Origin of the sequence: Mycoplasma sp. 1199, from assembly GCF_034863365.1 — a bacterium.
Classification (GTDB): domain Bacteria; phylum Bacillota_I; class Bacilli_A; order Mycoplasmatales; family Metamycoplasmataceae; genus Mycoplasmopsis.
The window spans coordinates 156,105-177,074 of sequence record NZ_JAYFFA010000001.1; the positions used below are offsets into that span (position 1 = coordinate 156,105).

The 20,970-nt window shown below is 28.4% G+C and carries 18 protein-coding genes and 3 tRNA genes; 18 read left to right on the top strand and 3 right to left on the bottom strand.

The features are described 5' to 3' along the window. Positions 1 to 3: 3 nt before the first annotated feature. The 3 genes from VBM89_RS00625 to gap form a co-directional block, all read right to left on the bottom strand. The gene (locus tag VBM89_RS00625; protein WP_323188414.1) at positions 4 to 465 is read right to left on the bottom strand and encodes a YhcH/YjgK/YiaL family protein; all 462 of its coding nucleotides are present in this window, start codon (positions 463 to 465) and stop codon (positions 4 to 6) included. Between the two features lie 154 nt (positions 466 to 619). Next, complete coding sequence (locus VBM89_RS00630) at positions 620 to 1,390, bottom strand: hypothetical protein (protein ID WP_323188415.1); 771 nt, start codon at positions 1,388 to 1,390, stop codon at positions 620 to 622. Between the two features lie 94 nt (positions 1,391 to 1,484). After that, positions 1,485 to 2,486, bottom strand: a complete 1,002-nt coding sequence (gene gap / locus VBM89_RS00635) for a type I glyceraldehyde-3-phosphate dehydrogenase (RefSeq protein ID WP_323188493.1) — start codon at positions 2,484 to 2,486, stop codon at positions 1,485 to 1,487. Positions 2,487 to 2,683: 197 nt separating this feature from the next. Here gap and VBM89_RS00640 point away from each other — a divergent pair, with 197 nt between their 5' ends. The 18 genes from VBM89_RS00640 (at position 2,684) to VBM89_RS00725 (ending at position 20,941) form a co-directional block, all read left to right on the top strand. Beyond that, positions 2,684 to 3,460 (top strand): class I SAM-dependent methyltransferase, encoded by a 777-nt coding sequence (locus VBM89_RS00640; RefSeq protein ID WP_323188416.1) that lies wholly within the window; start codon positions 2,684 to 2,686, stop codon positions 3,458 to 3,460. A 108-nt stretch (positions 3,461 to 3,568) separates the two neighbouring features. Further along, positions 3,569 to 4,612 carry a heat-inducible transcriptional repressor HrcA gene (locus VBM89_RS00645; protein ID WP_323188417.1) on the top strand — a complete coding sequence of 348 codons (1,044 nt, stop codon included), beginning with the start codon at positions 3,569 to 3,571 and terminating at the stop codon, positions 4,610 to 4,612. Between the two features lie 36 nt (positions 4,613 to 4,648). Beyond that, the gene (grpE, locus tag VBM89_RS00650) at positions 4,649 to 5,545 is read left to right on the top strand and encodes a nucleotide exchange factor GrpE (RefSeq protein WP_323188418.1); all 897 of its coding nucleotides are present in this window, start codon (positions 4,649 to 4,651) and stop codon (positions 5,543 to 5,545) included. Between the two features lie 101 nt (positions 5,546 to 5,646). Beyond that, a complete protein-coding gene (dnaK, locus tag VBM89_RS00655; RefSeq protein ID WP_257088817.1) occupies positions 5,647 to 7,449 on the top strand; it encodes a molecular chaperone DnaK in 1,803 nt (600 codons plus the stop codon). Positions 7,450 to 7,661: 212 nt separating this feature from the next. Further along, positions 7,662 to 7,736 (top strand) — tRNA-Cys (locus VBM89_RS00660). Between the two features lie 5 nt (positions 7,737 to 7,741). Beyond that, positions 7,742 to 7,818: transfer RNA gene (locus tag VBM89_RS00665), tRNA-Arg, on the top strand. A 95-nt stretch (positions 7,819 to 7,913) separates the two neighbouring features. Next, a tRNA-Gly gene (locus tag VBM89_RS00670) sits at positions 7,914 to 7,987 on the top strand. Between the two features lie 123 nt (positions 7,988 to 8,110). Next, positions 8,111 to 9,529 carry a hypothetical protein gene (locus tag VBM89_RS00675; protein WP_323188419.1) on the top strand — a complete coding sequence of 473 codons (1,419 nt, stop codon included), beginning with the start codon at positions 8,111 to 8,113 and terminating at the stop codon, positions 9,527 to 9,529. Between the two features lie 104 nt (positions 9,530 to 9,633). Beyond that, positions 9,634 to 10,077 (top strand): transcription antitermination protein NusB, encoded by a 444-nt coding sequence (locus VBM89_RS00680; protein WP_257088813.1) that lies wholly within the window; start codon positions 9,634 to 9,636, stop codon positions 10,075 to 10,077. Next, entirely contained in the window at positions 10,077 to 10,595 is a 519-nt protein-coding gene (locus VBM89_RS00685) for a hypothetical protein (RefSeq protein ID WP_323188420.1), read from the top strand. Before VBM89_RS00680 ends, VBM89_RS00685 begins: the two co-directional genes overlap by 1 nt. Continuing rightward, complete coding sequence (locus tag VBM89_RS00690) at positions 10,595 to 11,749, top strand: aminotransferase class V-fold PLP-dependent enzyme (RefSeq protein WP_323188421.1); 1,155 nt, start codon at positions 10,595 to 10,597, stop codon at positions 11,747 to 11,749. Before VBM89_RS00685 ends, VBM89_RS00690 begins: the two co-directional genes overlap by 1 nt. Continuing rightward, positions 11,739 to 12,161 (top strand): Fe-S cluster assembly sulfur transfer protein SufU, encoded by a 423-nt coding sequence (sufU, locus tag VBM89_RS00695; RefSeq protein ID WP_323188422.1) that lies wholly within the window; start codon positions 11,739 to 11,741, stop codon positions 12,159 to 12,161. The genes VBM89_RS00690 and sufU overlap by 11 nt, the downstream gene beginning before the upstream one ends. After that, positions 12,145 to 13,359, top strand: a complete 1,215-nt coding sequence (locus VBM89_RS00700; RefSeq protein ID WP_323188423.1) for a DNA polymerase IV — start codon at positions 12,145 to 12,147, stop codon at positions 13,357 to 13,359. The genes sufU and VBM89_RS00700 overlap by 17 nt, the downstream gene beginning before the upstream one ends. 5 nt (positions 13,360 to 13,364) lie before the next feature. Then, positions 13,365 to 14,489 carry a nicotinate-nucleotide adenylyltransferase gene (locus tag VBM89_RS00705; RefSeq protein ID WP_323188424.1) on the top strand — a complete coding sequence of 375 codons (1,125 nt, stop codon included), beginning with the start codon at positions 13,365 to 13,367 and terminating at the stop codon, positions 14,487 to 14,489. After that, the gene (locus tag VBM89_RS00710; protein ID WP_323188425.1) at positions 14,489 to 15,208 is read left to right on the top strand and encodes a pseudouridine synthase; all 720 of its coding nucleotides are present in this window, start codon (positions 14,489 to 14,491) and stop codon (positions 15,206 to 15,208) included. Before VBM89_RS00705 ends, VBM89_RS00710 begins: the two co-directional genes overlap by 1 nt. Positions 15,209 to 15,582: 374 nt before the next feature. Next, positions 15,583 to 17,970: a DNA gyrase subunit A gene (gene gyrA, locus VBM89_RS00715; RefSeq protein WP_416234919.1), complete on the top strand. Its 2,388-nt coding sequence runs from the start codon at positions 15,583 to 15,585 to the stop codon at positions 17,968 to 17,970. A gap of 142 nt (positions 17,971 to 18,112) precedes the next feature. Then, positions 18,113 to 18,538, top strand: a complete 426-nt coding sequence (locus VBM89_RS00720) for an MscL family protein (RefSeq protein ID WP_323188427.1) — start codon at positions 18,113 to 18,115, stop codon at positions 18,536 to 18,538. A gap of 555 nt (positions 18,539 to 19,093) precedes the next feature. Next, positions 19,094 to 20,941 (top strand): transglutaminase domain-containing protein, encoded by a 1,848-nt coding sequence (locus VBM89_RS00725; RefSeq protein WP_323188428.1) that lies wholly within the window; start codon positions 19,094 to 19,096, stop codon positions 20,939 to 20,941. The last annotated feature ends 29 nt before the right edge of the window (positions 20,942 to 20,970 follow it).

The window sequence follows — 20,970 nt, forward strand, 5'->3', positions numbered from 1 at the left end:
TAATTAATTATTTGTTTTAATTTTAATTATTATCTTGTCTTTTGGGCTATTTTTGTCTAATAAATCAAACATATGTGTTTCGTTTTCAAAGAAAAGAACAAACTCATTTTTGTTTAACATTAATTTATTATCGTATGAATTCATTTGAACGAATTTAACATCATTATCTTTATTTTCATTCAAAATTTCATTGTTTACATTATTTGGATTTAAATCATAATAAACAACTTCTTTTGTATCAAGTAAATTAATATGAATATCAATAGTGCTATTATGAATTTCACCAAATAAATGGTTATAAAATGGTGTGTAATTAAGTTTAACTATTCTAATATTTTCATCAATATTAGTTACACCATATGGTAAATTATCAAAATCATATGAATTAATTAAATTCATTGCTTTACTTAAACTACTATTGCCATAATCATATTTACCTACGTTGACAAACTCGTCATATATCATTCAACCCTCCTAATAATATAATATTTCAATATTATATTATTTTTTACAACTTATGAACTTAAAGAAAATAAAAAGTATTTTCAGTTAACTTGATAATAAGAAAAACTACTTTTAAGCTAGTGAGTAAGCTTTAAAAGTAGTTTTATAGTTTAATTTATAAGAAATTTTGAGTTTCAAATAATGCTCTATATACTTTAACATAAACTTGCTTATCTTCTGATTTGAGCCAATCTCCAATTGAATCGAAGTTTAATAAGAAGTATGCTAATTTTTCGATGTCAGCTCTGTTTTTCATTTTTCTTGAAACTATATTAATAGGGAAAATTGAACTAAATGATTCAACTTTACCATAGAACACAATAGGTTTTCAAATAATTAATCTAGGGTTTTTGTCATTAAATTTGAATAAGTTTATGTCAGACATTTGTGGTTCAGTTAATTCAACCCCTTCAAACATTTCTGCATTAGGACTAAATCTAACTTTCTTAGCTTTTTTGAATTGGTCATTTAACCTTTTCTTGAATGCAAAAAAGTAAGGAATAATAAACAATGAAAAGAATTGTAAATAACTAATTGGTATAACAACTATCGGGAATAATATTTTATATGTTTCATTAAAACGATCATTACCAGGTAGTAAAAATAGTTCTAAAAATAAAACAACATATAAAGCTACGTGAATCAAAAATAAAACTATTGCAGGAATAATAACCTTGTTTTGGATAGTTTTCAATAGATAATCTTTACCTTCAAGGTATTTTATGTTTACCACTTTGTTTTGTTTATTTCAAATTTTAAGTTGTTCAATTTTTGCATTAGTTAATTTTAGAAGTGATTTGTAGAATAAAAGACCAGATTTTTCGAAAATAACAAATCAACCTAAGATAACTTGAATTATAGAAATTGCGATTAATGTAAAAGGCATATTTTTTCCTTAATATGATTAATATATTATTAATTATATTAAGTTTTTGAGATGAGTAACAAAAAACACAGCTGTTTAGCTGTGTCATTGATTATTATAATTTAGCGAAGTGTTCTACTGTTCTAACCAATTGTGAAACGTATGACATTTCGTTGTCATATCATGAAATAACTTTGTAAAGTCTTCCATTTTCTGTTTCTAAAACGTCTGTTAATTGAGCGTCAAAGATTGAACCATATGTAGCACCAATGATATCTGAAGATACTAATGGAGCTTCTGTATATAATAATGTTTCACTTGCTGCTGCTTTAACAGCTGCATTTAATTCTTCAACTGTTGGTTGTTTGTCTAAAACAACTGTTAAGTCTACTACTGAACCTGTAATTGTAGGAACTCTAAGAGCTGACCCACTTAAAACACCTGTAGCTTCTGGAACTACTAATCCGATAGCTTTTGCTGCTCCTGTAGATGTAGGAACAATGTTTTGTGCTGCTGCACGTGCTCTTCTTAAGTCTTTGTGAGGAGCATCTTGTAATCTTTGGTCAGCTGTGTAAGCGTGAACTGTTGTCATGAAACCGCTTTTAATTCCGAAGTTGTCAACTAAAACTTTAACAACTGGAGCCAAACAGTTTGTTGTACATGAAGCAGCTGAGATTAATTTGTCTTCGCTTGTTAAGATGTTGTGGTTTACGTTGTAAACGATTGTTTTAACATCTTTATCTGATGGAGCTGAAACAACAACTTTTTTAGCACCTGCTTTTAAGTGTTTTTCTGCACCTTCACGTTTTGTGAAGAATCCTGTTGATTCAACAACAAGGTCAATTCCTAATTCTGCTCAAGGTAAGTTTTCAGGGTCTCTTTCTGATAAAACTTTAATTTCATTTCCATTAACAACAATAGCACCTTCTTTAACTTCAACATCAACTGGTAATGTGTGGTATGCTGTATCGTATTTTAATAAGTGAGCTAATGTAGCTGGATCTGTTAAGTCGTTAACAGCAACAACTTGCATATCTTTTGAGTTTGTTTGTAATAATCTACGTAAGAATAATCTTCCGATTCTTCCAAATCCGTTAATAGCAACTTTTTTCATAATTTTGCTTCCTTTCTATATCTAAACTAAACTTTTGATAATTTATAAAGCTATTTATAAATTGCTTATATATTATACTTTTTTTAAAAAAGTGTATTTATTTAATTTTGTAAATTAAATATTAGTTTTTTATCTTTATACAGCTTATGAATTAGTCTAAAAATTGAGTGTGATAATCTAACTTTTAATATAATTGCTTTATGAAAAATTCACAAACTATTACTATGTCTGTTAATGAGTTAACTTCAGTTTATGATACTGATAGTTCACTGAGACATTATTTTGAAGCTATTGAAAATGTTGGTATTTTAAATGCTGAAAAATATTGGCTAAAAAACCTAAATATTCCTAAAACTGCAAACATTGCAGATTTAGGAACAGGTACTGGACGTTTTATATTTGGAGCACTTGATTTAGGATTTTTAAACCTTGATGGATATGATATTAGTAAAAATTCAATTAAAAAAGCTAAAGAATATTTAACTCAAAATTATTCAAACAAAACAAACATAAATGTGAATTTTTATGAAGTTGATTTATCAAATTATAAATATCAAAAGCAATATGATTTTATGATCTTCACATTCAATTCACTAATGTGCATTCCTTATAGAATTAATAAAATTAATGCATTAAAAAATGCTTATACTGCACTAAAACCTAATGGATACATAGTTTTTAGTGCTCACGAAGCTAAAGGTGATATTAATAGAGAAAAATTAATTAGGCAGCAAGAAAAAGAAATTAAGTTTAAAAATATTTCTAACTGAGATAAAGGTGACTTTGTCTACTATCAAGAAGGGCAAAAAGGTGTTTTATCTTATTATGATTTTAATGAGATTATGTCGCTTTTAAATGAAGCTGGAATTAAACAAATTTATAAATATGCACATAGAGATAGTTTAGGAAAAGAAACCAAAAATGCATTAGATTTTAGTGATAATGCTATCTATTATGTAATTAAAAAACAAAGTTAATTGTTAATTTAGCAAAAGAATTCTTTATTAAAATAAAGAAGAATTCCTCTTGTAAATAATTTTAGCAATTAGCTTTGTTTTTTGCTAACTTATGCTAAAATATTTTCTATGGAAACAAAAAAAGAAACTTCATATTACACAAGATTAAAACCAAAACACGAACCAGTTTTAAGATCTACAGTTCAAGCTTACATTGAAACAGGAAACGCTGTAAGTAGTGCGTATTTAGTTGAAAAATATAGTAAGGTACATCCTGAATTAGATTTTTCAAGTGCTAAAATGAGATACATTTTAGGTGAGCTTGAAGAGTTAGGTTACCTTATAAAAGAGTCAGGAACAAGTGGAAGAATTCCTACTTTATTAGGTCTTAATTATTATGCTAAATATCTTGCTAAACCACAGACATCTGAATTTGAAAACAAAATTGAAGCTATATTAGCAAACAAAAAAGTTGATATTGATAATACAGTAGAAAAAGCGGCTCAAATTATTGCTGATATGTCAGGTTATACAATGATTACAACTAATAATATCGATGATCAAACACTTCTTAAAAGTATTGACTTAGTTGTATTGTCACCTACAAAAGCAACAATTGTATTAGTTACATCAAATGGTGATGTATTTTCAAGAATTTTAAATATTGAAAATAACGAATTTAAAATGACTGATGTTAAAACAGCAGTAAGAATTTTCAAAGAAAGATTAGTTGATAAACCACTTTGTGAAATTCCTGAAACTGTTGCAATTTTAGAACCTATTTTAAAAGAAGCAGTTCAAAAATATCAAGAGCTTATCAACTCATTTGTTAGAAATGTTTTTGGTAACTTCAAGACTAGAACAAGAAATAAAAATAATGTTTATGGAAAAAATAACATTATCTTGAGCCAAAATATTCAAAGAGAAGACCTTTCAAAAATGATTGAGTTGATTGAAAATCACTCAATTTGAGAAAGTATTGAATCTCAAATTGAAGATGAGGAAAACATAAGGATTCAAATTGATAATTCAGGAACATATATGTCTAAGAAAATTAGCAATCATAATCAAATCACTGAAATTGCTATAGTAGGTGCTACTACTTCAAAATATGATGATATGAAGACTGCGCTTGCAATGTTGGAAAGAATTTTAAGCAATAAGAAAAAATAATCTTGCTGTAAAAATTAGGAGCAAAAGAGGAGAAAAATGAATAATTATTTAACAAAGGGAAAGATTTTTGAGGGTAATAAAATTACTGCTGAATTTGAGCTTTTCTTAGATTCGAAAGAAATTATTGAATTTAAAGGTAAAAAAACAATCACAGTTGGTAAAAATGAATACTTACCTGATTTTGACAAATATTTAATTGGTCAAAAATTTAATAAAAAATTAACTATTAAATTAGTGTTTCCAAGTGATTACATTTTTAAAGACTTCCGTGGTAAAAAAGCTTATGTTAATTTAAAAGACATAAAACTTCAGATTTCACACATTAAAAAAGAAGAACCAAAAGCTGATGATAAAGAGAAAGAATTATTAGCTGCAGAAATTGAAAAACTTAATGCAGAAAAAATTCAATTATCTTCACAAATTGATTCTTTAAATGCAAAAGTTAAAGAATTAGAAAGCAAAATTCAATTAGATCAATATACATACAAATTAAAACTTCAAGAATTAGACGGAAACTTCAAGCAAAAATATGAAGAATTAGTTACAAAAACTAATGAAGCAAAAAAACAAGAAGTTTTAGAAAACAAAAAATATGCATTATCTAAGTTTTTAGAAGAATTTATGGAGCCATATAACAATTATATGGGTGCTATGAATGCTGGTTTAAATTCAGATAATGAAGTTGTTAAAAACTACTGCTTTGGATTTTCGATTGTTGCAAAACAATTTGAAAATCTATTTAACGAAAATGGTGCTCAATTAATTGACCCAATTGTAGGTTCTGAATTTGATGCTCACACTCAAGAAGTTGTTCAAATCGAACATGATAATAATAAAACTGACAATTCTATTATAAGAGTAGTTAGATATGGTTTAAAAATTGGTGATAGAGTAGTTAAACCTGCATCAGTTGTTATCTCAAAAATAAAATAAAAAAATTTAGCAAATAAATTATTGTTTTGCTAAATTTCTGTTATAATATACTCAATTAAAAAGAGGACGAAAAAACATTTTATTGCAAAAGGAGATTAAATATGGCTAAAGAAATAGTATTAGGAATTGACTTAGGTACAACGAACTCTGTTGTTACTGTTATTGAAAATAAACAACCTGTTGTTTTAGAAAACCCTAATGGGAAAAGAACAACTCCATCAGTAGTTGCATTTAAAGGAGATGAAATTATTGTTGGGGACGCTGCTAAAAGACAAGTTGAAACAAACCCAAACACAGTTGTTTCTATTAAAAGATTAATGGGAACAGATAAAACAGTTAAACTAAATGGAAAAGATTACAAACCTGAAGAAATTTCAGCAATGATCTTACAATATATGAAAGATTATGCAGAAGCTAAATTAGGTAAAAAAGTAACTAAAGCTGTTATTACAGTTCCAGCTTACTTTGACAATGCTCAACGTGAAGCTACAAAAATCGCAGGTAAAATTGCTGGATTAGATGTTCTTAGAATTATCAATGAACCTACTGCAGCTGCACTTGCATTCGGTTTAGAAAAAACTGATAAATCAATGAAAGTTCTTGTTTATGACTTAGGAGGAGGAACATTTGATGTTTCTGTTCTTGAATTAGAAAACGGAACATTTGAAGTTTTATCAACTTCAGGAGACAACCACTTAGGTGGAGATGACTGAGATCACGCTATTGTTGAATGAATGATTTCACAAATTAAATCAAAATACGATTTTGATGTAAGAAGCGACAAAATGGCTATGTCAAGATTAAAAGAAACAGCTGAAAAAGCAAAGATTGACTTATCAAACCAATCAACAGCTGCTATTAACTTACCATTCTTAGCAATCACACCAAACGGACCGTTAAACGTTGAATTAGAATTAAAACGTAGCGAATTTGAAGCTATGACAGCTAACTTATTAGATAGAACAAGAAAACCTATTGAAGATGCTTTAAAAGAAGCCGGAATTACAGCTAACGACTTACACGAAGTATTATTAGTTGGTGGATCAACAAGAATGCCAGCTGTTCAAGAAATGGTAAAAAGAACATTAGGTAAAGAACCTAACCGTTCAATTAACCCAGATGAAGTTGTTTCAATCGGTGCTGCTATTCAAGGTGCTGTTTTAGCAGGAGACATTGATGACATTTTATTACTTGATGTTACACCATTAACATTAGGTATTGAAACACTTGGAGGTATTGCTACACCACTTATCCCAAGAAATACAACAATCCCAGTTACAAAATCACAAATCTTCTCAACAGCTGCAGATAACCAAACAGAAGTTACGATTACAGTTGTTCAAGGTGAAAGAGAAATGGCTTCAGACAACAAATTATTAGGACAATTCAACCTTTCAGGTATCGAACCAGCTCCTAGAGGAATTCCTCAAATCGAAGTTAGCTTCTCAATTGACGTGAACGGTATTACAACAGTTAAAGCTAAAGACGTTAAAACAAATAAAGAACAATCAATCACAATTCAAAACTCTTCAAAACTATCGGAAGCAGAAATTGAAAGAATGATTAAAGAAGCTGAATTAAACAAAGAAGCTGACAAAAAACGTAAAGAAGAAGCTGAAACAATCGTTAGAGCTGAATCATTAATTGACCAAATTAAGAAAGCTAACGCAGAACAAGGTGACAAATTAGACGAAAAAGCTAAGGCAGAATCTGAAAAATTAATTAGTGAATTACAAGAATTAATTAACAAAAAAGACATTCCTGCTCTTAAAACAAAATTAGATCAAGTTGAAGAAGTTATCAGAAACTTTGCTAATGCATCAGCTCAACAAAATGCTCAAAATACACAACAAGCATCACAAAATAACTCTGATGAAGATGTTGCTGAAGTAGTTGAAGAATAATTTATATAGATATTAGGACACTATAGTGCAAACTATGGTGTTTTTATTTGCTTTTGTAAGTAAAAAAAACTTAATAAAACCAATTTATTTCTATATTTACTTTTAATAAATATATGTTTTTATCAGATTTATAAATAACACTTTAAATTGTTTAAAAATTTAATAAAAAAATTTTCATAGTATAAAAAATATACTATAATAAGTTAGCACAAGGCACCATAGCCAAACGGCCAAGGCATGAGTCTGCAAAACTTTGATTACGGGTTCGAATCCCGTTGGTGCCTCCATAAATGCGCCCGTAGCTCAATTGGACAGAGCGTTAGGTTACGGCCCTAAAGGTTACGAGTTCGAGTCTTGTCGGGCGCGCCAGATGTTGCTTTGCTTTGTGCGAGAAAATAAAAAATTTAAAAAATTTCGTTATAAAAAATTAATTGTGTGTTATAATATTTACACCAATAACGAATGCGAGTGTAGTTTAATGGTAGAACTTCAGCCTTCCAAGCTGACTGTGAGGGTTCGATTCCCTTCACTCGCTCCATATCAGCGAGAAATCGCTGACCTCATTTGTTTTTTTGTTATGAAAGACAACTCCCTTTTGGGAGTTGTTTTTTTATCTTTTTTACTTACTAAAATTTGCTTATTACTTATAATATAAAAATACATGAAGACAAAAATACATGAAGACAAAAATACATGAAGACAAAAATACATGAAGACATTGGAGTATAAAGGTAATCGTTGATATATCAATGATTTATTTAGAAGTTTCCTAAATAAAAAGATGATAATCAAATCAATTTCTCAAATAATAACCTTTTTAATAATTATTACATTTATTGTTTTAGCAATTTGTGGAAAATCAAATGTAGTGGAGAATAATCAATGATATACATATCTAATTTTCGCCCCAATAATTTGAGTTATTTATTCTCTCAAATCATTCTACGACGCTAGTGAGCTGGCTAAAAAAGTTAAAAATGGTTATTACACTTTTAATCCGAGAATGCATTTTGTATTAAGTAATAAAAAGCATCTTTTTAATTTACTTTATATAACAGCAGTAATACCACCTATTGATGTTGTTTACAAAATTTTCTTTGTAAACACTTTATACCTTTCAGATAAGCAAAGAAATTCGATTGAAAAGGTTGATGAATTAATTTATTTAATCAATTTAGAATCTGAAAACAAGTTTTCAAGATTCAAAAATGTTGAATTTAAATTTGATGTTTATGAAATGTCAATTGCCGGCATAACAATGGGATTATTTTTAATAGTCCAAACACTTGTTAAATTTACAGGACTTTCTAAAGCTGGATTAAACTTTGAATATGTGTTTTACATTATCTATGCAATCTTTTTCACAACTTATAAAGCAGCACTTTTAGGAGTTGCATCAGACTTTTTTGCACTATTATTTAATGGTGGAGTTTGATCTTGATATTGAATGTATGCAATAGTTCCAATTGCAGTTGTATTGATTGCAAAACTATTCATTTTTATGTATAAGACAAAATCAATAAAAGCAGTTATTGCGACATTTGTAATGATACTTATTTCACTCTTTTCTACCTTCCTTACAGTGGTTTTGGTATCAAATTCAGATAATCCAAAATTCTTTTTTAAGAATAAAAAAACTAAGTTAATTGAAGGTCTTAAAATCAGTAAAATTTTTGGAGTTGGTGCTCTTACAGATGCAACTTTATACATAATAATTGCAATTTCATTTATTCTAACTTTTGTTCTATTGTTCATAATGCTTTATGTATACACAAAACAAGATCAAAATAAGAGAATTGCAAGTTATTTCATAAACTTATTTATGATTATTGGAATTGTTCTGATTGTTATGATTGTGTGTAGATGAATTTATGGGCCTTATGTCTTCATTAATTATGCAAACTTATTCTTAAAACGTAATTACACAGTAGGAAATAATTATCTAATCATTATGATACCAATCATATTCAGAACCTTAATTTCAATTCCGATTTATGTACTTATTTTATCTACTTTATTCTCACTTCTTGAATTAATCAAAAACAAGATTGAAGCAAGAAAAAATGTTAAATATATCTAACTAAAAGTTAGATATTTTTTAAACTTTCTACACCATAGAACTAAAAGCAAAATACACAAAAACATTTTTTTAATATAATTAAAAAAATATTTAAGGAGTATTTTATGAGCAATAAAAAATCAAGAAGAGAAATCAGATTAAATGTTATTCAAGTTCTTTACAAATACGAACTTTTAAATGAAGCAATCGATGTTCCTGCTGCAGTTACTGAATTTGATTTTATTGATATTGAAGAAACAAAAAGATTAAGTTTAATTGCATCTAACTACAAGTTTTTAAGAAAGACTTTATCATCACTTTTAAACAGTGACTGAAGTTGAGAAAGACTTTCTCCAGTAGTTAGAGCAATCATTTTAAACGGTGCTTTTGAGTTGTTCAATAATCAACCTAAAATTGTTTTCAATGAGTCAGTTGAAATTACAAAAATGTTTTTCCCACCAGCATTAGACCAATCAAACGTGACACAAGAAGAAAGTTACTACAAGTTTGTTAATGGTATTTTAGAAAACTATTACAAATTAATTCAGTTAATGGATAAAGCAAAATAATGTCATCAATCAAAATTAACAATCTTAAATTTGTAATTGCATACAACTCACATCTAAAAAAGATTATCAAGCAATTTTATTTTACAATTGAGCAGTTTGCTAACTACAAGTTAATAAAAAAGCAAGCAGATAATTCAGCTTACAGTAAAAAAGAAATGAGTATTTCTTCAAATACACTTAATGAACTTATTGATAAGTTTTTAAGTCACATTGAATTTGAAGAAACTGCAACTGATACTCAAAAACAAATGATTAGCAACTTTTATCATTTTATGTTCTATCAACTAATTGCTAAATATTACAATATTGATAATTTGACTTTTGATATTGAGTATTTAGAAAATAACCAAATTAAGTTAGTTAACAATAAGTCATTATCAAAAAAAGAAACTAAACACGAGTTTGATCTTTTAGTTAATAAAGTTAAAAGAACATACTACTATGACTTTTTAGATGAGTTTCAAAAATTGCCAAATTACAACACTGTTTTACGTTCTATTCTAAAGAAGGTGCTTTAATGAAAAATAAAGAAATTAGAGAACAATTTCCAATCTTAAAGTCTATTGTTTATTTTGATTCAGCTGCCTTAGTTTTAAAACCCCAAACTGCAGTTGATGCTTTAGTCGATTTTTATTGTAATAAATCAATTTCATCACGTACAGCAGATACACCAATCGGTAGTGAAGTTAATCAAACAATTTCAAGAGTTCGTTCAAAAGTTGCTGATTTAATCAATGCAAAAGAAACAGAAGTTATATTCACATCAGGAACAACTGAATCAATTAATATGTTTGCCCAAATGATGAGGCAAATTCTAAAAGATGGTGATGAAATTTTATTAAGTTCATACAATCACTCTTCAAACATTATTCCTTGATTAGAAATTGCTAAAAAAACAAATTCAAAAGTTGTTATCTCAAATGACATTTTAAGTGATATTAATGAGAAAACTAAACTCATTTCATTTTCTAACGAAACTAACAACTTTAATATTCAGTTAGATATTAATACAATTTGTAAGATAGCAAAAGAAAAAAATATTGTAATTTTAGCTGATGCAGCACAAGCTATTAGTCATAAAAAAACTTCCTTAAATGATTTTGATGCAATAGCATTCAGCACAAATAAATTTTATGGACCGACAGGAATGGGTGTCTTAGCAATTAAAGATACATTACTTTCACAATTTAGACCAGTTAAATTTGGTGGTGGTTCAGTTGATGCGATCGGTAAAGATAATAATTGAACTATTAAAAAGACAATTTCAAGATTTGAACCAGGAACACCTGATTTAAGTGGCTTCTTTATGTTTGATAAATCACTTGATTTTTTCAACTCAATCGGATATGAAAAAACTCAAGAAATTCTTAAGGATTTATCAACTTACTTACACAATCAATTAGCTACATTAGACAATGTTGAAGTTTTCTCAAAACCAGGTGACAACATTGCACTTATTAATGTAAAGGGAATTAATCCTCAAGATGTTGCTACTTACTTAGGTTCAAAAGGAATTTACACAATAGCAGGAATTTTCTGCGCTCCTTATTTAAGAAACATTCAAGATAATTATTCATTTTTAAGGATTTCACTTGGAATTTACAATTCATATGAAGATATTGACAAACTTATTGAAGAGTTAAAAAATGGAGGTGACTTTTATGCGTTTTAATCAAAATGAAGCTCGTGAAATGATTATGGAGCATTATAAAAAGCCAGTTAACAAAAAAGTTTTAGATGATAAATTTCAAACCCATTACAGTAATACTTGTTCTGACAAAGTTCAATTAGACATTCAATGAGAAAATGACAAAATCAAAGAAGCAAACTTTAACGGAATTGGATGTGCAATCTTTGTTGCTTCAACTGATATGTTCTTAAGTTTAATCAAAAACAAAACTAAAGAAGAAATCTCAAATCTTATTTCGCTTTTTGAAAAGTTTGTTAATCAAGAACAATTAAGCGATGAGCAAATTACAAAATTAGAAAACCTTTGAGTTTTCTATAATGTTAAATCACACTTAAATAGAGTTAATTGTGCTCTTTTAATCACAAAAGCTTACCAAGATGAGAACAACAACTAAAAAACCAATTATTTTCCATATTGACTTTGATAGTTACTTTGCATCAGTAGCAAGATTAAAATATCCATTACTCAAAGGAAAACCAATTGCAATATGCAAAAGTAAATCACATGCAATAGCTGTATCTATTAGTTACGAATTAAAAAACACAAAATTAGTTCGTGTCGGAATGAAAAAAGAAGAAATTAGAAGACTAGTTCCTGAAACAGTGTTCGTTGATGTTGATATGGATTTATGCATTAGTACATCTAACTCCATTTTTGGTTTTTTAGGTAGAAAATACACTGAAAATATTCATATATCCTCAATTGATGAATGTTTTTTAGATGTAACTAATTTAGTTTATAAAACAAAAGTTTCACCAAAGTTTTTAGCTAGACAAATCCAACAAGAAATCTTAAGAGTTTTTGATATTCCGATTACAATCGGTATATCTCACAACAAATTTTTAGCTAAGATGACCACTAACATTTCAAAACCATTTGGAATTGGATTTACTAATGAAGCTAATTTCAAAGATCAATTCTTTCACTTACCAATTGGTGAATTTCACGGAATTGGTTGAAGGTCTGCTCCAAAACTTGAATCAATGGGGCTAAAAACAATCGGTGACCTTTATAAAGCATCTACAAATATGTTGCTAATGCAAACATTATTTGGTAAGTATGCTGAAACAATACTTAAAAATTTACAGCCTTATTATTATGAAAATATTCAACATCACGAAGAACAACTTCAAGGTTTAGGGAACGAAATTACTTTTAAAGATTATTATATGGATGAAGAAATTAAAATCAAATACTTTGATGATCTAATTAAAAAAGTTTCAGGAAGAGCTATTAAACACAATTTAGTTGGAAATGTAGTTTCTGTTTTAATCAGAACCAAAGAGAAAAAATGATTTACAAAGCAACATAAAATTTCCAAATATATCAACACATATGAAGATTTACATAGAGTTGCTTTTGATTTATTTGATAAACACTTCAGAGATAAAGAATACATTGGTATAGGTGTAAGAATATCAGGTCTTAGAGATGTTTTTGATATTTACATACCAGTTCCATTATTCCAGGAAGCGACTGAAATTAAAAAGTATGAAAACTTAAATATTAACTTTGCAAACATCGGTGTAACTAAAAATGTAAACAAAGAAAAAAGCAAATTCACCTTACAAGGTAGCTTATACAGAAAGTAGGTATTATGAAAATAGGGATTTTTGGTGGTTCATTTGATCCAGTTCATAAGGGTCATTTAGAAATTGCTAAATATGCAATTAATGAACTTAATTTAGATAAATTAATTTTTGTTCCTGCATATTCATCACCATTTAAGACAACTAAAAAAACTGCTTCAGGTGAGCACAGGATTAAAATGATTCAATTAGCAACAGATGGAGAAGAAAAAATCGAAGTATCTGATTTTGAAGTTAAACGTGGTGGAGTTAGTTATACAATTGACACACTTAAATACTTTAAAAACAAATACAAAAATGACCAATTATTCTTGCTCATTGGTTCAGACAACTTAATGTCACTTAATAAATGAAAAAATATTGATGAAATTTGTAAGCTTGCAAAAATTGTTGTTTTCAAAAGAAGTAACAATTTCAATAAAATTTATGCAAAAAAATATAATGCTTTAATTTTAAATAACCCAATTAGACCTGAATCATCTACTTTATATAAAAAAGGTGAATTAAACTTTGTTCCAGAAGTTGTTGCAGATTACATTGCAGAACACAGATTGTATATAGAGCAAATTATTTTCAATACACTTACAGCACTTAGAGCAAAGCACTCTATGTCTTGTGCTGAATTTGCAGTTGCACTTGCAAAAGCACACGGACTATCTGCTAGAGACGCTTATTTTGCAGGGTTAGTTCATGACATTGCAAAGGAAATTGATGCCGAAGTTTCAATGCAGATAATTAAAGAAAATGAACCTGAATTATTAGATAGTTTTGAAAACCATATGCTGCACCAATACACAGGTTACTTAATTCTTAAACACGCTTTGAGAATTAAAAATGAAGATATTTTAAATGCAGTTAAGTATCACACATCTATGAGAGAAAATATGACGCCGCTTGATATTGTAGTTTATATAGCTGACAAAATTTGTCAAGGAAGAAAGTATCCTGGTATCCAAAAAGTAAGAGCTCTAGCTTTAAAAGATTTAAAAGCAGGATTTTCACAAGCGGTTCAAGATGCTTATGATTACAACATTAACAAAGGAGTTGTCTTTTCAGATAAGCAACTTGCTTTATATAACAAATACAGAAGTGGTAAATCACCTTTAGATATAGATTTGAAAGAAGGTAACTAATGCAAATGCAAGAAAGATTACAAAAGATTCTCTCTAAAGCAGGAGTTGCTTCAAGAAGAGAAGCTGAACAAATGATTTTAGATGGAAGAATTTCTGTTAATGGTTATATAGCTAAATTAGGTGATAAAGCTTCATTTAATGATGAAATTTTAGTTGATGGATTACCAATTAATGGTGAAGAACAAAAAGTTTATTTTGTTCTAAATAAACCACCAAAAACTGTATGTACGCTTAAAGATAATTTCAATAGAGCAAAAGTTACTGATTTAATTGATACACCTTACAAAATTTTTCCTGTAGGTAGATTAGATTTTGATACAACCGGAGTTCTTATTCTTACAAATGATGGAGATTTAGCTAATAAATTAATGCACCCATCATATGAAGTTGTAAGAGTTTATAGAGCAAGATTAAATGAACCGCTTGATAAAAAAGAATTAGCTAAATTAAACAAACCTGTAATTATTAACAAAAAATTTTCCAACCAACAAGTTATTCACATTGAATCAAAAAGTTACTTTGTTGTTTTAACACAAGGGACTTACCATCACGTTAAGGAACTATTCAAATTAGTTGATAAAGAAGTTATCAATCTTAAAAGAGTTGAATATGGTGGAATTACAGTTGAAAACATTCCTGTAGGAAAATATAGACCACTTACAATCAAAGAAGTTAAAACTTTAAAAGCGTGATTAAACAAACCAAAGGCTAAAAAATAGTCTTTGTTTTTTTACTTTTAAAGCTTGCACACTATTGTAAAAGGTAAAAATAATGTATGTTATATAAATTTGTAAAAAATATATAATATATTTAAATTACATTTAAATATATCCTGTTAGGAGTTTGTATGATAGACAATAAAGACAAAGACAAGAAATTAATTGAAGAAATTGATGTTACATTAAAAGCTTCAGACGATACAGAATTTGAATATGAAGAAAATAACAAAATGATCTTCAAGAAAAAGCAACCAGTAGTTGAGCAAATTGAAGAAGAGGAAGAATTACCTCAAAACAATGATGAATATCAAGTTCAATCTCAAATCATTGAGTCACCAACAGAAGGATTAATTCCAATTGTTATTGATAACGAAATGAAGCAATCATTCCTTGAGTACTCTATGAGTGTTATTGTTTCACGTGCTCTTCCAGATGCACGTGATGGACTTAAACCAGTTCACCGTAGAATTCTTTACGATATGTCAGAATTAGGAATTACACCTGGTTCACAACATCGTAAATCAGCTCGTATTGTAGGGGATGTTTTAGGGAAATATCACCCACATGGTGATTTATCAGTTTATGAAGCTATGGTTCGTATGGCTCAAGATTTCTCAATGCGTTATCCACTTGTAGATGGACATGGTAACTTCGGATCAATCGATGGTGACTCTGCTGCTGCTATGCGTTATACAGAAGCAAGAATGTCTAAAATTGCTTCTGAAATGTTAGAAGGAATTAAAAAAGATACAGTTGATTTTGTAGATAACTATGATGGAAGTGAAAAGGAACCTACAGTATTACCTTCAAGATTTCCTAACTTACTTGTTTCAGGTTCATCAGGGATTGCTGTTGGTATGGCAACTGAAATTCCACCACACAACTTAGGTGAATCAATTGATGCAGCTATTGCTCTTGCTAAAAATCCTGAAATTACAGTTAGAGAATTAATGCAACGCATTAAAGGTCCTGACTTCCCAACTGGTGCAATTATCCTTGGAACAAAAGGAATTTTAGAAGCATATGAAACTGGAAGAGGAAGTATTCCTGTTCGTTCAAAATGTGAAGTTATTGAGCAGCCTAATGGAAAATCAAAAATTATTATTAGAGAAATTCCTTATGCAATTAAAAAAACTACAATCATTGAAAAGATTGCTGAATTACACAAAGCAAAAGTTGTTGAAGGAATTACAGACTTAAGAGATGAATCAAACAGAGAAGGTATTCGTTTAGTTATCGATGTTAAAAAAGGTGTAAATCCACACATTCTTTTAAACAAGTTATTCCAAAAATCAAATATCCAAACATCATTCAACTTTAACTTAGTTGCTATTGTTAATGGAGAACCTAAAACATTAAACTTAAAACAAGCTCTTGAAGTGTTTATCGAACACCAAAAAGATGTTGTTTCAAGAAGACTTAAATTTGATTTAAATAAAGCAGAAGAACGTGCTCATATTTTAGCTGGATTAAAAATTGCTGTATCAAACATTGATGAAGTAGTTAAAATAATTAAACAATCTAAAACAGATGCTGAAGCTCAAGAAAAATTATCAAGCAGATTTGATTTAACTGAAAGACAAACAAAAGCTATCCTTGAAATGCGTTTAAGCAGATTAACAGGATTAAACATTGAAAAAATGGATCTTGAAATTAGTGAATTAAATGTTGAAATCGCTCATTACAAAGACATTTTATCTTCAGAAGAAAAATTAATTAACCAAATTGTTTTAGAACTTGAAGAAATCAAAGAAAAATTCAATGACAAACGTAGAACTGTTATTGATGAATCGGCCGTCGGTGTTATTTCAGATGAAGATTTAATCCATGAAAGAGAAATTGTTATTACATCAAGTTCAAAAGGTTACGTAAAGAGAATTGACTTAGATGAATACAACACACAACGTAGAGGTGGAGTCGGTTCAGTAAGTATGAAAACTTACGAAGATGATGATATTGCTATGATTATTCACGCATCAACGCATACAAACTTATTATTATTCTCAAACATTGGTAAAGTTTATGCATTAAGAGGACACCAAATTCCAGAAGGTTCAAAACAATCAAAAGGAGTTCCTTTTGTAAACATCCTTTCAGGACTAGATGTCGAAAATGGAGAAAAAATTATCTCAATTCTTAATGTTGATAAATTCTCAGATGATCAATATTTAGTAACTGTAACTAAACAAGGTATGTTTAAAAAATCTGACCTTAAATTATTTGCAAACATTAGAAAAAATGGACTTATTGCATTTAAATTAAAAGAAGGTGACCAATTAGTTAGAGCATTTGTGATCGGAAATGAAGAAGTTGTATTAATAGCAAACAACTACAGAAATGTATGTATGTTCAAATCTGATGACATTAGACCGCTTTCAAGAAATTCATTAGGAGTTAAGGGAATTAAACTTGATGATAATCAAGAAGTTGTATCAGCTTCATCAGATAGCGAAGGTTCATTAATCCTTACACTTGGTGAAAAAGGATTTGGAAAACTTACAGACAAAGAACAATTTAGATTAACAAGAAGAGGTTCTAAAGGAGTTGCTGGTATTGATAGTAACAAAGCTGGAAACTTAGTATTTGCTAGATTTGTTAATACAAAAGATGAGCTTTTAGTAATTACATCATCAGGTTCAACAATAAGAACTCAAATTAACCAAATTTCTGAAACAGGAAGAAATGCTAAAGGTGTAAAAATTATTAACTTAAAAGACAACGATTCAATCGTTGCTGTTGAAGTTATTTCACAAGATAATTAAAAAGTACAATAATGCTAAAGTAAATTAGCATTATTTTTTTATTGCTTGCATTAAGTTAAAAAAGGGTATAATAGCGTCGTTAATTTATTAAAATACAAAACGACAAAAATATATAAAAAACTTAATTTGGAAAGGAATTGAAATGTCTAAAAAACCTTCAATTTTCAAAAAATCATTAGTTGACGCTAAAAACAATTTAAAACGTGGAAACATTTTATTATTAGCCATTGCTTTCATTTTAGGAGCAGTATTCAGTGCTTTAGTCGCTTCATTAGCAAACGATATTATTATGAACCCAATTTCTAAAGTATTAGGATTTGACGAATTAGCAAAAATGGAATCAAATGGTGTTCTTTACGGAAAATTCTTAGCTGCATTATTAACATTTATTATTGTTTCATTTGTTGCATTTGCAATTTTATTAGGATACTTCTTAATTGCTAACGCTATTGCAGCTCACAAAGATGCTAAAAAACCGGCAGTTGTTGAAGCTCCAGCTAAACCTACAACAGAAGAATTAATCTTAAAAGAATTAGTTAAACTTAATGACAAAATGGATAAAAAATAATTTATGCAAAATGAAAAGCTACCTTCTAATTAACAAGGTAGTTTTTTTGTGACTTTTTCAAATGAAGTTCAAATTGAAAAATAAATAATGGTCAATAGATATTTTCGATATTGAAAATTAGAGTTTATATCATTCATGTTTTTTATTATTTTTAATACTTTTAAACCTATGACAGTGACGAATAGTTGTTTAAACCTATGCGACGTGGGGGTAAGAAATAAATCTTCGCAATAACCAACGGTCTATAATTAAATTGAGGATGAATTTAATAAGAAAATTGAAGATTTAAGAATTAATAAATGTAATTATTTATGTTCTGCATTTAAAGGTGTTTCCAAGACTGGTCATTTTAAAAAAACGTTTAGATTTTGAGACTGTAAGGAAAACAATCAATTCAATATAAATCCATGGATTTAAATTTCTTTATTTTTATTAATCTATTAAGTTTTTAGAATAAATTAATTAATTAGGTAAAAATATAATAAATGTTATATCATTTAATTATATAAAGAGTAAGTAAAGTAATTATTTGTTTTTACTTACAGATGGAGACTTATGAAAAAATCAAGTTTATTTAAATTATTATTTTTAGCACCTGCAACAAGTTTGTTGATTTCAGCAATTTCTTGTGGTAATAAAAATACTGAAGAGCCGACGCCTGCTGAGTCAGAAAAACCTACGCCAATACAACCAAAACCTGTAAATCCTGCTCCTGCACTAGATCCAGAACCAAATCCAGTAACACCAGAACCGGATGCTCCAGAAAAATTAAATAGTGTTGAATCATATAAATCACAAATTGAGCAAACAAGAGTTGATTTTAACAATTACTTGAACAATTATGCAAATGTTTATAAAGGACGTGCTGAATCATTTGTATTTCATATGGCTAGACCTGAAGGAACTGATGAGCAATATGGATCTTACAAAAATTTTGCCGATGTGATTTTTAGCAAAATTAATACAGTAATTGATGGGTGAGATACTGTGGTAGGAAATAATGTAGAGTCTGCTAAAGAAGAATATGCAAAAATTAACAAAATGTTTTCAACATTTGTTAAAGGTTTTAATAAGCAATTAGCTGCGATAAATCCTCCTACTTATTCTTTAAAATCTGAAATGACAATTGATGAAGTTAGAGAACATTTCAAAGAAATCGTTCAAAGAGTTGTTTCAGATAAAAATGAAGATCATTCAAATGAAGAAAACTACAAACCATTAAATGGAAGAATCAATTATGATAAAAATGGATATTTAATTCCTGCCGATACATATTATGAAGTTGTTAAAGATTTCTTAAAATCAGGTTTTAGAAATTTCAAACAAATTTCATTAGTTTCAACATCATCAATTTCATTTGAAGTTACACCACAGAATAAAGTTTATGGAATTTTAATAAATGCAAATGACTTTAGAAGAAATGATATGAATCAAGTTGTTGATAAATACATTGAAAATGCACTTAGTTTAGTCGATAACTCAATGAATACTTATGAAAAAGTATATGTTCTAGGTAAATACGTTTTAGAAAACTTAATTTATAAAACTGAATCAGGTACAGAAACAATGAATTCACTTGACTTTGCCTACATTGAACATAAAGGTGTATGTAGACATTATGTTGATCAAATGGCGCTACTTTTATCGAACTTAAATATTTCATACAAAGTGATACAAGGTGACTACCATACTTGATTAAATATCCAAAATGAAGATGGTAAATGATTCTCAACTGATCCAACACATGCAGATACAGGTAAAGCTGAAAAATACTTCCCTCTAGGAAAATCAGGTGAAATTGATTTAGATTTTGAAATGAAAAACTTTTTCAATCATCAAAATGCAGTCACAACAGATTTCACATTATTTGATTTAGGCCCAAATGACGGTTCAAATGAAGCGATTAACTTTATTTCTCAAGAAATGCATAATTCATTATTTAATAAATGAGCTTACAAACTTAAAGATATGTATTCAGATGGAGAAAAAATTTCATCGTTAAACTATAATGATCATAAGTTATATTTTGTTTCAACAAAAGATAATCAACCTAAATTGCAATATGTAGAAACAAACAAAACAATTCCAAATGAAAATATTGAAAACTCAATTCACACAGTTGATGGATTTAGTTCATTAGTCAACAGATTAAGTTTAAAAGTTTTACCAAAGGCTGCTATGCACGGGGATAAAATGTTCTTTATGGCTAAAGATGATAATGCTAACTACATTTATTCATACAACATTAAGACAGCAGAACTTAAAAAAGAATTTGTATATAGTGGAGATTACAAAAACTTCTTTATCTTCCTAAATCAAAATAAAAACAAACTTGAATTTTCATTTGGAGATCAAAATTCAGAAAGCAAATTAGTTAAGTTATTTGACTTAAACTTACAATAACAACAGAAATTGAAGCAGACTAAAATGTT